The sequence below is a fragment of the Leclercia sp. LSNIH3 genome (assembly GCF_002935105.1).
Taxonomy (GTDB): Bacteria; Pseudomonadota; Gammaproteobacteria; order Enterobacterales; family Enterobacteriaceae; genus Enterobacter; species Enterobacter adecarboxylatus.
In genome coordinates, this window is the sequence record NZ_CP026387.1 from 3,605,230 (window position 1) to 3,618,505 (window position 13,276).

Genomic DNA, 13,276 nt, shown 5'->3' on the forward strand with positions numbered 1-13,276 from the left:
AAGTGAAACAGCTTCGGGTTGTGAGGTTAAGCGACCAAGCGTACACGGTGGATGCCTAGGCAGTCAGAGGCGATGAAGGACGTGCTAATCTGCGATAAGCGCCGGTAAGGTGATATGAACCGTTATAACCGGCGATTTCCGAATGGGGAAACCCAGTGTGACTCGTCACACTATCGTTAAGTGAATACATAGCTTAACGAAGCGAACCAGGGGAACTGAAACATCTAAGTACCCTGAGGAAAAGAAATCAACCGAGATTCCCCCAGTAGCGGCGAGCGAACGGGGAGCAGCCCAGAGTCTGAATCAGCATGTGTGTCAGTGGAAGCGTCTGGAAAGTCGCAGGGTACAGGGTGATACTCCCGTACACGAAGATGCATATGCTGTGAACTCGAAGAGTAGGGCGGGACACGTGGTATCCTGTCTGAATATGGGGGGACCATCCTCCAAGGCTAAATACTCCTGACTGACCGATAGTGAACCAGTACCGTGAGGGAAAGGCGAAAAGAACCCCGGCGAGGGGAGTGAAATAGAACCTGAAACCGTGTACGTACAAGCAGTGGGAGCACCTTCGTGGTGTGACTGCGTACCTTTTGTATAATGGGTCAGCGACTTATATTCTGTAGCAAGGTTAACCGTATAGGGGAGCCGAAGGGAAACCGAGTCTTAACTGGGCGTTAAGTTGCAGGGTATAGACCCGAAACCCGGTGATCTAGCCATGGGCAGGTTGAAGGTTGGGTAACACTAACTGGAGGACCGAACCGACTAATGTTGAAAAATTAGCGGATGACCTGTGGCTGGGGGTGAAAGGCCAATCAAACCGGGAGATAGCTGGTTCTCCCCGAAAGCTATTTAGGTAGCGCCTCGTGAATTCATCTCCGGGGGTAGAGCACTGTTTCGGCTAGGGGGCCATCCCGGCTTACCAACCCGATGCAAACTGCGAATACCGGAGAATGTTATCACGGGAGACACACGGCGGGTGCTAACGTCCGTCGTGAAGAGGGAAACAACCCAGACCGCCAGCTAAGGTCCCAAAGTCATGGTTAAGTGGGAAACGATGTGGGAAGGCACAGACAGCCAGGATGTTGGCTTAGAAGCAGCCATCATTTAAAGAAAGCGTAATAGCTCACTGGTCGAGTCGGCCTGCGCGGAAGATGTAACGGGGCTAAACCATGCACCGAAGCTGCGGCAGCGACACTTAGGTGTTGTTGGGTAGGGGAGCGTTCTGTAAGCCGTCGAAGGTGACCTGTGAGGGTTGCTGGAGGTATCAGAAGTGCGAATGCTGACATAAGTAACGATAAAGCGGGTGAAAAGCCCGCTCGCCGGAAGACCAAGGGTTCCTGTCCAACGTTAATCGGGGCAGGGTGAGTCGACCCCTAAGGCGAGGCCGAAAGGCGTAGTCGATGGGAAACAGGTTAATATTCCTGTACTCGGTGTTACTGCGAAGGGGGGACGGAGAAGGCTATGTTGGCCGGGCGACGGTTGTCCCGGTTTAAGCATGTAGGCGGAGGTTCCAGGTAAATCCGGTACCTTATTAACGCTGAGGTGTGATGACGAGGCACTACGGTGCTGAAGTAACAAATGCCCTGCTTCCAGGAAAAGCCTCTAAGCATCAGGTAACATCAAATCGTACCCCAAACCGACACAGGTGGTCAGGTAGAGAATACCAAGGCGCTTGAGAGAACTCGGGTGAAGGAACTAGGCAAAATGGTGCCGTAACTTCGGGAGAAGGCACGCTGATATGTAGGTGAAGCCCCTGCGGGTGGAGCTGAAATCAGTCGAAGATACCAGCTGGCTGCAACTGTTTATTAAAAACACAGCACTGTGCAAACACGAAAGTGGACGTATACGGTGTGACGCCTGCCCGGTGCCGGAAGGTTAATTGATGGGGTTAGCGGCAACGCGAAGCTCTTGATCGAAGCCCCGGTAAACGGCGGCCGTAACTATAACGGTCCTAAGGTAGCGAAATTCCTTGTCGGGTAAGTTCCGACCTGCACGAATGGCGTAATGATGGCCAGGCTGTCTCCACCCGAGACTCAGTGAAATTGAAATCGCTGTGAAGATGCAGTGTACCCGCGGCAAGACGGAAAGACCCCGTGAACCTTTACTATAGCTTGACACTGAACACTGGTCCTTGATGTGTAGGATAGGTGGGAGGCTTTGAAGCGTGGACGCCAGTCTGCGTGGAGCCATCCTTGAAATACCACCCTTTAATGGCTGGTGTTCTAACGTGGGCCCGTAATCCGGGTTGCGGACAGTGTCTGGTGGGTAGTTTGACTGGGGCGGTCTCCTCCTAAAGAGTAACGGAGGAGCACGAAGGTTAGCTAATCCTGGTCGGACATCAGGAGGTTAGTGCAATGGCATAAGCTAGCTTGACTGCGAGAGTGACGGCTCGAGCAGGTGCGAAAGCAGGTCATAGTGATCCGGTGGTTCTGTATGGAAGGGCCATCGCTCAACGGATAAAAGGTACTCCGGGGATAACAGGCTGATACCGCCCAAGAGTTCATATCGACGGCGGTGTTTGGCACCTCGATGTCGGCTCATCACATCCTGGGGCTGAAGTAGGTCCCAAGGGTACGGCTGTTCGCCGTTTAAAGTGGTACGCGAGCTGGGTTTAGAACGTCGTGAGACAGTTCGGTCCCTATCTGCCGTGGGCGCTGGAGAATTGAGGGGGGCTGCTCCTAGTACGAGAGGACCGGAGTGGACGCATCACTGGTGTTCGGGTTGTCATGCCAATGGCACTGCCCGGTAGCTAAATGCGGAAAAGATAAGTGCTGAAAGCATCTAAGCACGAAACTTGCCCCGAGATGAGTTCTCCCTGAGCCTTTAAGGCTCCTGAAGGAACGTTGAAGACGACGACGTTGATAGGTCGGGTGTGTAAGCGCAGCGATGCGTTGAGCTAACCGATACTAATGAACCGTGAGGCTTAACCTTACAACGCCGAAGCTGTTTTCGGTGACTGAGACAATTTTCAGCTGATACCGGATTAACCGGGTGGCCCGCGAGGCGGCCCGGAAACAGAATTTGCCTGGCGGCTGTAGCGCGGTGGTCCCACCTGACCCCATGCCGAACTCAGAAGTGAAACGCCGTAGCGCCGATGGTAGTGTGGGGTCTCCCCATGCGAGAGTAGGGAACTGCCAGGCATCAAATCAGGAACCCCGTACCGCAAGGTACGGGGTTTTTTGCGTTTATCCATTCCGGGCAAACTCAATAATCTCTGGCTAAAATAACAAGATATGCATCGTTATCGAGGTTATTTTGCCGAATCCCCCATTTAACTACCAACAAGATTTTGCCAATACAAACTTTCGTGATCACCCTGAGCTTTACCAGGTAGGGCGGGGAGAACAGGGTGTCTTGCTGGTTGAACCTTATAAAAGTGAAATTCTGCCCTACTGGCGTTACAAAAATGCTGAAGTCGCGACAAAATCTGCACAGGAAATTTACGCGCTCTTTGAGCAATATCGTGAGAAAAATGATTTCGTCGGTATGGATATGGCCAGGAAATTTATTCAGATGGGGTATACCCGCGCCAGGCGCTATGCCAACCACAAAGGCGGCAAAAAGTATGATGATGAACGCAATGTGCGTCCGTTAGATCACGATCCAGTCAAAGCCGAAGCGGCGAAAGTCTTTAAGGGATGGTGGGATAAAATTCGTGCCGATGAAGATTATTTACAGAGAAAACAGGCGCATCAAAAAAAGTGGGGTTGATGATGCCCCTCGTCTCAGGTCGCATTTTATGACTTATCTCACAAAATTAAATGAAACATAATAGAAACAATTTTTTTACCTAACGTTAAATTTTAAATCTCGTTTTACTGGAACGGGTGCAATGGCCCGCAATGTAAGACAGGGGATTTAAAATGACAGAAACCGTAGCAAGTACAGATACGGAAAGTAAAAAAGAGGCAGACGGCGATACCCGCCGCAGGATCTGGGCTATCGTCGGCGCATCTTCTGGCAATCTGGTGGAATGGTTCGACTTCTATGTTTACTCATTTTGTTCACTCTATTTTGCCCATATCTTCTTCCCATCCGGCAACACAACGACACAACTTCTGCAAACCGCAGGCGTCTTTGCCGCTGGCTTTTTGATGCGCCCAATCGGCGGCTGGCTGTTTGGTCGCATCGCCGATCGCAGAGGGCGAAAAACGTCCATGCTGATCTCAGTCTGTATGATGTGTTTCGGCTCTTTGGTTATTGCCTGTCTACCCGGCTATGATGCGATTGGCACATGGGCACCGGCCTTACTCTTGCTGGCGCGTTTGTTCCAGGGGCTATCCGTTGGGGGGGAATATGGTACAAGTGCGACCTATATGAGTGAAGTCGCAGTGGAAGGGCGTAAAGGCTTTTATGCTTCGTTTCAGTACGTCACGCTGATCGGCGGTCAGCTGTTGGCTATCCTGGCCGTGGTAATACTGCAACAAGTATTGAGTGATGAAGATCTCCGTGCCTGGGGATGGCGTATTCCTTTTGCGCTGGGTGCAGTCCTGGCTGTGGTGGCACTGTGGTTACGGCGCCAACTGGATGAAACGTCGCGAAAAGAGGTGAGAACGTTAAAAGAAGCGGGTTCATTTAAAGGTTTATGGCGTAACCGCAAGGCATTTTTGATGGTGCTCGGCTTCACGGCAGGCGGCTCACTCACCTTCTATACCTTTACAACCTACATGCAAAAGTATCTGGTCAATACCACGGGTATGCACGCTAACGTGGCGAGTATGGTCATGACAGTGGCGCTGTTTGTTTTTATGCTTATTCAGCCCATTATCGGTGCGCTATCAGATAAAATCGGTCGTCGTAGCTCCATGCTCATTTTTGGCGGATTATCGGCGTTATGCACGGTGCCCATTCTTACGGCGCTTCAGCATGTTTCATCCCCTTATGCCGCTTTTGCTCTGGTGATGGTGGCACTGGTCATTGCCAGTTTTTACACCTCTATCAGCGGCATTCTTAAGGCAGAGATGTTTCCGGCTCAGGTACGTGCGCTGGGCGTGGGGTTATCTTATGCGGTAGCTAACGCACTCTTTGGCGGTTCGGCAGAATATGTTGCGCTGTCATTAAAATCGATCGGCAATGAGACCGTCTTTTTCTGGTACGTTACGCTGATGGGGGCGCTGGCATTTATTGTCTCGCTGATGCTGCACCGAAAAGGGAAAGGGGTCCGTCTTTAGTGCTCCGCCAGTTGCCACAGGCTATAGCCGGTTGTTGCTCCGGCGATATCCCAGGCAAAATCTTTCCAGCTCCAGCCGCTCCCCGCCGGGCGGCTGTCCCACAACTCCTTCGATGCCCCAAGACTCACTGAAAACATCAAGCCGTACGCCGCGCTACGATCGCGACTATACCCCTGTCGTTGGGCATACTCATTACCCGCCGCTGAGAGCATCGCCGAGGCGAGAAAGTGTTGTGCCTTATCCTGACCCGACCAGCTATCCTGAGCCATATGGCTACAACCACACAGAAGCAGACAGCCCATTAACAGAAAATAACGCACAACGATCTCCATAAAAAAGCCCCGTCAATGACAGGGCTGAAAATTACAAAATTCGGCTAATCAAGCGATCAATGCGGATCCTGCGCAGACGGCGGATCAGTTTTCTGACCTTAACCGGATAATCAGCAATGCTCTGCAGATCGCGGTAATGGTTAACCACAGTGGTATGGGTGCGGATCAACTCCAGTTCGCGATCGCGCTGGGCTGCCAGCTCATGACGCGGGTCGTGGATCAGAATGGCATTCTCAAGATCCAGTCGCCATGCACGCGGGTTGAGGTTATTTCCCGTTAGCAGCATCCACTCATCATCGACCCACATCCCTTTCAGATGATAGCTGTTGTCTTCATCTTTCCAGAGACGCACCACCAGCTGATCGGTATTGACATAATACTGCAGGCGGCTGAGGAAGCGGCGCAGGTTAATCTCATACAGATAAGGCAGGGCACCGATGATCTTAAACGGCTGATCTTCTGGGATAAAGAAATCGTTCGCTGTTTTATCGCCAACGATTATTTCTACCTTTTTGCCGTCGCGTAAAAGCTGGATGATATTACGCACCAGGACTGCCGGCAGGTTGAAATAGGGGGTACAGATGGTCAGCTTATGCTGAGTGCACGGCATAAGATGGAAGATAGTTTTATTGAGCAGGCTGGATTTACCAAGGCCTACGAGCGGGGTCACTGCAAGCTGTTCGTTATCCGCATCACCCTGGAAATGGAACATGGCATCGCGCAATTCCTGACGGAAAAGACGAATGTCATTTTTGATCTCCGGGCTTTTTGGACGCTGGGGATCATCAAGGCGATTCACGCCGCGACCGCGCACCAGGTTCTGATCCACCCACTCGAACATGACATCAGCCATGCGGGCATTACGCACCAGGTGATAGCGATCGTAACGGTATTTATCGAGCTGATGCAGATAGACGTCATTCAGACTTGCGCCGCTGTAGAGCACGCTATCATCAATGATGAAGCCTTTGAAGTGGAGTACGCCGAGCGCTTCGCGGGTGTTAACCGGGACACCATAAACCGCCACATCTACGCCAGGGTTCTCCTGCGCCATGCGGCAATACCAGTCGGCATTAGTGTTAGATGCGGCTGCACCAATACGGCCGCGCTGAGCGCGATGCCAGTCCACCAGGATGCGAACATCCAGTTCAGGGCGCTGACGTTTGGCCTCGTATACCGCGCGTAAAATCGCGCTGCCGCCTTCATCCTGTTCAAGATAAAGCGCGATAATGCAAATACGATGCGTTGCGCTGGCAATTTTTGCCAGTAGCGTCTCCCGAAAATCAGCGGGAGCATAAAAGAACTCTACATCATCAACTGACTGAGAAATCTTCGGTAGTTGAGCAAGGTGTTGTTGATGTTTATTACGCTTAAATTTGGACAACATCACAGTGCGTTTCTTCTCTGTTCATTGAAGGATTATATGGGCTATGCAGCCAACAGAAGCGGGCAATCATACCACCAGTGCCGTTTAAAGTGGTCAACATTTCCAGTACCTTACTCTTGTTTACCAGTCGACATCAGCGCCAGCGTCAGCCCCACAATGCCATCTTCCAGCTGAACATCAACAGTAAAGCCTAATTTTCGCGCCAGGGCGATCATGCCACGATTGTTAGGCATAGTAATGCCATTGAGACGGATAAGTCCGTGATCGCGCGTATAACCGATCAGCTTTTCCAGTAACCGTCTGCCTAGCCCGAGGCCTTTTAGATCGGAGCGAACAAGTACTGCAAATTCCGCATCGACGTTATCAGGATCGGAGATAGCACGCGTGACGCCAAGGATCTCATCACCCTCATCAGTGCGGCGGACGGCAACAAAAGCCATTTCCCGATCGTAGTCGATCTGCGTCATATTGGCTAAATCTTCGTGGGTAAATTCGTTGATTTCACTAAAGTAGCGATAGTAAAGATCTTCTTTTGTCACCTGGGCAATAAAGCGCTGTAGCTGGGGTTCATCTTCAGGAAGGATGGGACGAAACAGCGACTGCTCGCCATTTTTCATCTCCACCCATTCTTCAAGCTGATGAGGGTAAGGACGGATCGCGAGTCGGCTTTCACGATCGCCAGTAAAGGCTGCCACGTCCATCGTCACGTCCAGGGCCGTCAGTTCGCTGCCGGAGGCCAGTAAAGGATGAATGTCCAGACGCTGTATTTCCGGGCTGTCGATGATCAGGTTCGATACCTGCACCAGGAACTGGCTCAGAGCAGCGATATCCAGCGATCGCAAGGCACTACGCCCGCGGATCTTCTTGCTCTTGATCCCCTGGATCACCAGGTAGCGCGCCAGGTTCATGTTCAGCGGAGGCAGGGCAACCACCGCCTGCTCTTCAGGACGCCACTCAACGCCCCCTTCGCCCAGCATGATCAGTGGACCAAAGACCGGATCGTGTTCAACCACCACCCGTAACTCCTGTGCCCCCGCGCGGTTGGCCATGCTTTGCACCAGCAGGCCGTGGATCCGCGCCTGGGGCCAGGTCATTTTGACGCGATCGATGATGGCATCTGCCGCCTGTTGAACTTCCGCCGCGGTGCGCAGATACAGCATTACCCCCTGAACTTCTGACTTATGGGGGATATCGGGGGAGCGGAGTTTTAGCGCCACCGGATAACCAATCTGCTCGGCAATATGCACCGCTTCCGCACTGTCACTGGCGATCCAGGTCGGCAGGGTATGCATGCCGAAAGCATTCAGGATCGGCTGCACCTCGTGGGTGTCCAGTGTACGCGCCCCATCATCAATGGCGCGTTGCAGCAGGGCACGAGCATTACCGGTATTGGCCGTCAGATTTCCGGGGAGCGCAGGGGTTTCCCGCAGCTGTTTCTGGTTACGTCGGTACTCCACCATGTGCATAAAGGCGGTGATGGTGCCTTCCGGTGTGCGGTATGTCGGTAGCCCTGCCTCGCTGAACAGGCGGCGTGCCTCCTGAGAGGAAAACTCACCGCACCAGTTGGTCAAAAGCGAAACGTATTTACCACGCGGATGCTTTTTCACAGTTTCAATCAGCGAACGGGCACTTTCACTCCCTGGCGCGACGGCGCTCGGAGAGTGAATAACCATCAGGGCATCAAAATCCTGGCTCTCCAGCAGAATGTTCAGGGCGCTGATATAGCGATCGCTGCTGGCATCGTCACGCAAATCGAGTGGATTACCCGGCTCTACGCCAGGAGGCAGCGCCTCACGCAGGCGCTGGAGCGTCTCTTCACTGAGCGCGGCCAGCTTGCCGTTACGCAGCCAGAGTTCATCCAACGCCAGCGCGGCGGGGGCGGCACCGTTGCTGATGATCATCAGCCGTTCACCCCGGAGCGGACGCATATGGCTGAGCGTTTCGACAGCCGAAAAGAGTTCATGGGTATCCTGAACGCGCAGTAAACCGGCACGCTGGATGGCGGCATCCCAGGCGGGGTCCATCCCGGAATGCGAGTGCAGAAGACGCTGGGCGGCCGGGCTACGACCGCTTTTGATCACCAGGATCGGTTTATTGCGCGAGGCACTACGGGCCGCCGAAACAAAGCGTCGGGCATCGCTCAGATGCTCAAGATAGAGCAGGATGGCACTGGTTTTGGTATCGCGTGCCAGAAAATCCAGCAGCTCGTCGACATCGATGTCCAGCCCATCGCCCAGGGCGATAAAGTAGGAGAACCCCATCTCACGCTGCTGTGCCCAGTCGAGAATCGTATTGGAGACCGCCGCCGACTGCGAGATAAAGGCCAGCTTGCCTTTACGTATTGGAACAGGCGAGAAACTGGCGTTCAGCCCCTGCCAGGGCGCCAGCAGGCCAAGGCTGTTTGGCCCCAGCAGTCGCATCTGGAATCGCGCCGCGCAGGCCAGAAGCGCCGTCTGTTGTTCAGGAGGTGAGGAGAGAATGATGCAGGTTTTACAGCCCTTTTTACCCAGCGCCTCAAGCAGCGTGATATTGCGTCGGGCATGAGTACAAAGCACCGCGAGATCGGGGATAAAGGGCAGGCTGTCCACGTCTGGCCAGGCCAGGACGCCCAGCACGGCTTTATAAGCAGGCGTTACCGGCAGAATTGGGCCGTTGAAACCGCCTGCGAGCAGGTTCCGCATCATCAGGTAACCGGCGCGTTCGGGTTTCATCGACGCGCCGATGACGGCGATGGATTTAGGGCGGAGTAATGCTTCTAACCCGCGCTGGCTCATACAAGTCTCCTGAAAAGGCGAGTGACCTGATGATTTTAAACGCTTTCCGGCTCTGTTGCTGTGATGCTTCCCTTATGAGTGGTTTTTCCTGCGAGATAGCGTTCGCGAAAACAGGAAAAATGGCCACCAAGCGCACTGGCTGCCAGGGTATCGCCCGCCAGATCCAGTAGCGCAATCGCCACTTCGGCTGTGCAGTATTGGCCGTCAGCGTGGGCTTCACGCAGGCGATAAGAAGAAACACGTGACAGATCGACCGAGATTACCGGCAGGGCATCCAGATAAGGACTCTTACGGAACATCTTACGCGCTTCGGTCCAGGTGCCGTCCAGCATAATAAACAGCGGGGGCTTGCCGGAAGGGGGAACGGTAAGCACTTCACGCGTTTCTCCGGCATAAGACGCCGGGAACACCACCATCGGCTGATAATCCGGGCTGGCGACCAAATCCAGCAGTGCCTGCGGCGGTTCGGTGCGAGACCACTGGAAAGCAGCGGTATCCGGTAAAATATCGGCGATGAGTCGGCCAGTATTGCTGGGCTTCATCGGTTCCGTATCAAACATTACCAGACAGAAACGGCTTTTAGCCTCGCTGGGTGTCAGCGTAGCGCACAGGCACTGCTTAAGCGGCAGCAGGCAGCGCTGACAGCGACGAATGCGGTTACCACGGGCAAGGAAAGGACGAGTCGCACGCGCCAGGCGTTCGGCGCGCAATTGCAGTACGGCGTTATCAGTCATGGGGGGAGAGCGCAGAAAAAACGCCATTCTCGCAGAGGCGAGAGCGGGGCACAAGTTACGTGCCCCGGAATATCAGAGGGAGTCGTTCAGCCAGCTGTCAAACGGGGCTTTTGGCACTGCGCCGTTCAACATATCGACCACCTCACCATTCTTGAAAATCATGATGGTTGGAATACTGCGAATGCGGAAGCGTGCGCTCAGCTCACGTTCAGCCTCGGTGTTCACTTTCACAAAACGCATTTTGCCGTTACGCTCTTCTGCGACATCTTCAAAGATCGGCGCAAAATTGCGGCACGGGCCGCACCAGGGCGCCCAGAAATCGACCACTACCGGCAGATCGTCCTTCAGCAGTTTATCCAGAGTTGCACCGGTAGCATTAATGACATCACCATCGAACAATTCATGACCGCAGCGTCCGCATTTTGCTCCATCATCAATTCGATTCTCTGGAATGCGGTTAAGAGCCTGGCAGTTGGCACATACGGTATTCATAACTAACCTCAGGTAGAGCAGGGGGACAAATCGGCAACATGCCGGTTATGTTTCCAATATGTTACATATTATCAGCGACCCTGTTTGAAACAACAATGCGTTTTATTCAATGAGAACAATAGTCACAGGCTTTTATACGAAGTAATGGCTATGCGCGGGTACATCGGGTAATCTGCGCGCTTCGCGCAGCGCTGGTGGAGAAAAGCATGAACGACGAACTGAAAAACAAAAGCGGCAAGGTCAAAGTGATGTATGTCCGCAGTGATGATGACTCTGATAAACGCACCGAAAATCCGCGTACCGGAAAAGGTGGCGGGCGTCCAGGGCCATCTCGTGCAGACGGTGGCCGTCGCCCCGCCCGCGATGAGAGAAACAGCCGCGGTGATGACCGCAAACGCGACGATCGTAAACGTGACGACCGTAAGCGTGATGATTTCAAACGCGACGACTTTAACCGCGACGCTTCCCCGTGGCGTACCGTTTCCCGCGCGCCGGGCGATGAGTCGAAGACCCCTGTCGATCACGGCAGCATGGCCGGTAAAACGGTGATTGATCCAGAAGTCATCCGCCGTCAACGCGCGGAAGAGACGCGTGTCTACGGTGAGAACGCCTGTCAGGCCCTGTTCCAGAGCCGTCCTGACAGCATCGTGCGCGCCTGGTTCATCCAGAGCGTCACGCCGCGTTTCAAAGAGGCACTGCGCTGGATGGCCGCCAATCGCAAAGCCTACCACGTGGTAGATGATGCAGAGATTACCAAAGCGTCTGGCACCGAACACCACGGTGGCGTTTGCTTCCTGATTAAGAAACGTAACGGGATGACCGTTAAGCAGTGGGTTAGCCAGGCAGCGGAAGATGACTGCGTACTGGCGATGGAAGACGTGGGCAACCCGCACAACCTCGGCGCGATGATGCGCAGCTGCGCCCATTTCGGCGTGAAAGGGGTACTGTTGCAGGATGCGGCTCTGCTGGAATCCGGTGCGGCAATCCGTACCGCGGAAGGCGGCGCGGAACACGTTCAGCCGATCACTGGCGAGAGCGTGTTGGACGCGATTGAACAGTTCCGTAAAGCGGGCTATTCCATTGTGACTACCTCCAGCCACAAAGGCACCACCCCGCTGTTTAAGGCGACGCTGCCGCGTAAAATGGTGCTGTTGCTGGGTCAGGAGCGTGATGGTCTGTCTGATGCGGCACTGTCCAGCGCCGATCTGAGCGTCTCTATCGATGGCACCGGCAATGTCGAAAGCCTTAACGTATCCGTTGCGACCGGCGTTCTGCTGGCGGAGTGGTGGCGTCAGAACAAAGCGTAATCCCGCTCTGTTTTTGTAGGCCGGGTAAGGCGAAGCCGCCACCCGGCATTAGGCCCGGTGGCGCTATGTTTACCGGGCCTGCATATCTGCTCTGTTTATCCAGTCTATTCGCTTTCAGCCGGTAACTCTGGCATCCAGTTAATTGGCGTTTCGCCCTGTTTCTCCAGCCATTCATTTGCCAGCACGAAATGATTGCAGCCAAAAAAGCCGCGGTGCGCTGACAGCGGCGACGGGTGCGGTGCTTTCAGCACATGATGGCGCTGGGTATCAATGATCGCCCCTTTCTTCTGCGCGTGCGACCCCCACAGTAAAAACACAACCCCTTCCCGATGTTGGTTAATCAGGCTGATAACTTTATCCGTAAACGTCTCCCAGCCCAGGCTGGCATGGGAGTGTGCCTGCCCGGCGCGTACCGTCAGCACCGTGTTCAGCAGCAGCACGCCCTGGCGCGCCCAGCTTTCCAGATAGCCGTGTGCAGGGCGGGTAAAACCAGGCACCGAGGCTTCCAGCTCCTTATACATATTCAGCAGGGAAGGGGGAGTTGCAACGCCCGGACGTACGGAAAAGGCCAGACCGTGCGCCTGGCCCGGCCCGTGATAGGGATCCTGGCCAAGAATTACCACTTTGACATCGGCCAGTTCGGTAAAACGAAAGGCGTTAAATACGTCTTTCTGTGGCGGATAGATGGTGATGCCGTCCTGACGTTCGGCGGCAACCGTGTTCAGCGTATTGACGAAATAAGGTTGTTTTTTCTCATCGGCCAGTACGTCATGCCAGGTTAAAGGTGTTGTCATCTCGCTCTCCTGCGAATTTTATCTGCTCCTAGCTTAACTGGTTATGACGAGGGAGCAAAATTGCCGGAGTAAAAGGGCATCTTAATGAAAAATATTTAAAAAATTACGAATTCTTTTGAAGGCTGGCTTTAGAGAAAATTGATATAAAACAATAATCTTCCTTGATAGCCCTTCTGTCGATGTGGTTTTTATTGATTTACGTCAATGAATGACGAGGGTTTGACTGATATATATACACTCAAGCAACAATGGTTTTACCAATTGCCCTAAACAATGGGCAACACC

9 protein-coding genes and 2 rRNA genes are annotated in these 13,276 nt (G+C 53.6%); 5 read left to right on the top strand and 6 right to left on the bottom strand.

Going from position 1 to position 13,276, the window contains the following annotated elements; genetic code table 11:
• The first annotated feature begins 24 nt into the window (after nt 1-24).
• The 4 genes from C3F35_RS17520 (at nt 25) to C3F35_RS17535 (ending at nt 5,171) form a co-directional block, all read left to right on the top strand.
• Nucleotides 25-2,931, top strand: a 23S ribosomal RNA gene (locus C3F35_RS17520).
• A gap of 93 nt (nt 2,932-3,024) precedes the next feature.
• Nucleotides 3,025-3,140: ribosomal RNA gene (rrf, locus tag C3F35_RS17525) — 5S ribosomal RNA — on the top strand.
• A gap of 115 nt (nt 3,141-3,255) precedes the next feature.
• Complete coding sequence (locus tag C3F35_RS17530; protein WP_032613212.1) at nt 3,256-3,711, top strand: DUF4385 domain-containing protein; 456 nt, start codon at nt 3,256-3,258, stop codon at nt 3,709-3,711.
• 152 nt (nt 3,712-3,863) lie between these two features.
• Nucleotides 3,864-5,171: an MFS transporter gene (locus C3F35_RS17535; RefSeq protein ID WP_103793087.1), complete on the top strand. Its 1,308-nt coding sequence runs from the start codon at nt 3,864-3,866 to the stop codon at nt 5,169-5,171.
• Here the strand turns inward: C3F35_RS17535 and C3F35_RS17540 are convergent.
• The 5 genes from C3F35_RS17540 to trxC form a co-directional block, all read right to left on the bottom strand.
• On the bottom strand, nt 5,168-5,473 hold the full coding sequence (locus C3F35_RS17540) for a YfiM family lipoprotein (RefSeq protein ID WP_373407780.1): 306 nt from the start codon (nt 5,471-5,473) through the stop codon (nt 5,168-5,170). The two genes, C3F35_RS17535 and C3F35_RS17540, sit on opposite strands and share 4 nt — an antisense overlap.
• Nucleotides 5,474-5,534: 61 nt before the next feature.
• On the bottom strand, nt 5,535-6,890 hold the full coding sequence (gene pssA / locus C3F35_RS17545) for a CDP-diacylglycerol--serine O-phosphatidyltransferase (protein WP_103793086.1): 1,356 nt from the start codon (nt 6,888-6,890) through the stop codon (nt 5,535-5,537).
• A gap of 110 nt (nt 6,891-7,000) precedes the next feature.
• Nucleotides 7,001-9,664 carry a bifunctional acetate--CoA ligase family protein/GNAT family N-acetyltransferase gene (locus tag C3F35_RS17550; RefSeq protein ID WP_103793085.1) on the bottom strand — a complete coding sequence of 888 codons (2,664 nt, stop codon included), beginning with the start codon at nt 9,662-9,664 and terminating at the stop codon, nt 7,001-7,003.
• A gap of 35 nt (nt 9,665-9,699) precedes the next feature.
• Nucleotides 9,700-10,398, bottom strand: coding sequence for a tRNA-uridine aminocarboxypropyltransferase (tapT, locus tag C3F35_RS17555; protein WP_059307383.1), 699 nt, complete (start codon nt 10,396-10,398; stop codon nt 9,700-9,702).
• 72 nt (nt 10,399-10,470) lie between these two features.
• Nucleotides 10,471-10,890, bottom strand: coding sequence for a thioredoxin TrxC (gene trxC, locus C3F35_RS17560; protein WP_103793084.1), 420 nt, complete (start codon nt 10,888-10,890; stop codon nt 10,471-10,473).
• Nucleotides 10,891-11,096: 206 nt separating this feature from the next.
• On the opposite strand from trxC, the gene C3F35_RS17570 reads away from it, so the two are divergent.
• On the top strand, nt 11,097-12,197 hold the full coding sequence (locus tag C3F35_RS17570) for a tRNA/rRNA methyltransferase (protein ID WP_103793083.1): 1,101 nt from the start codon (nt 11,097-11,099) through the stop codon (nt 12,195-12,197).
• A gap of 104 nt (nt 12,198-12,301) precedes the next feature.
• On the opposite strand, the gene ung is transcribed toward C3F35_RS17570, so the two are convergent.
• Nucleotides 12,302-12,991 (bottom strand): uracil-DNA glycosylase, encoded by a 690-nt coding sequence (gene ung, locus C3F35_RS17575; protein ID WP_032613197.1) that lies wholly within the window; start codon nt 12,989-12,991, stop codon nt 12,302-12,304.
• Nucleotides 12,992-13,276 lie beyond the last annotated feature (285 nt).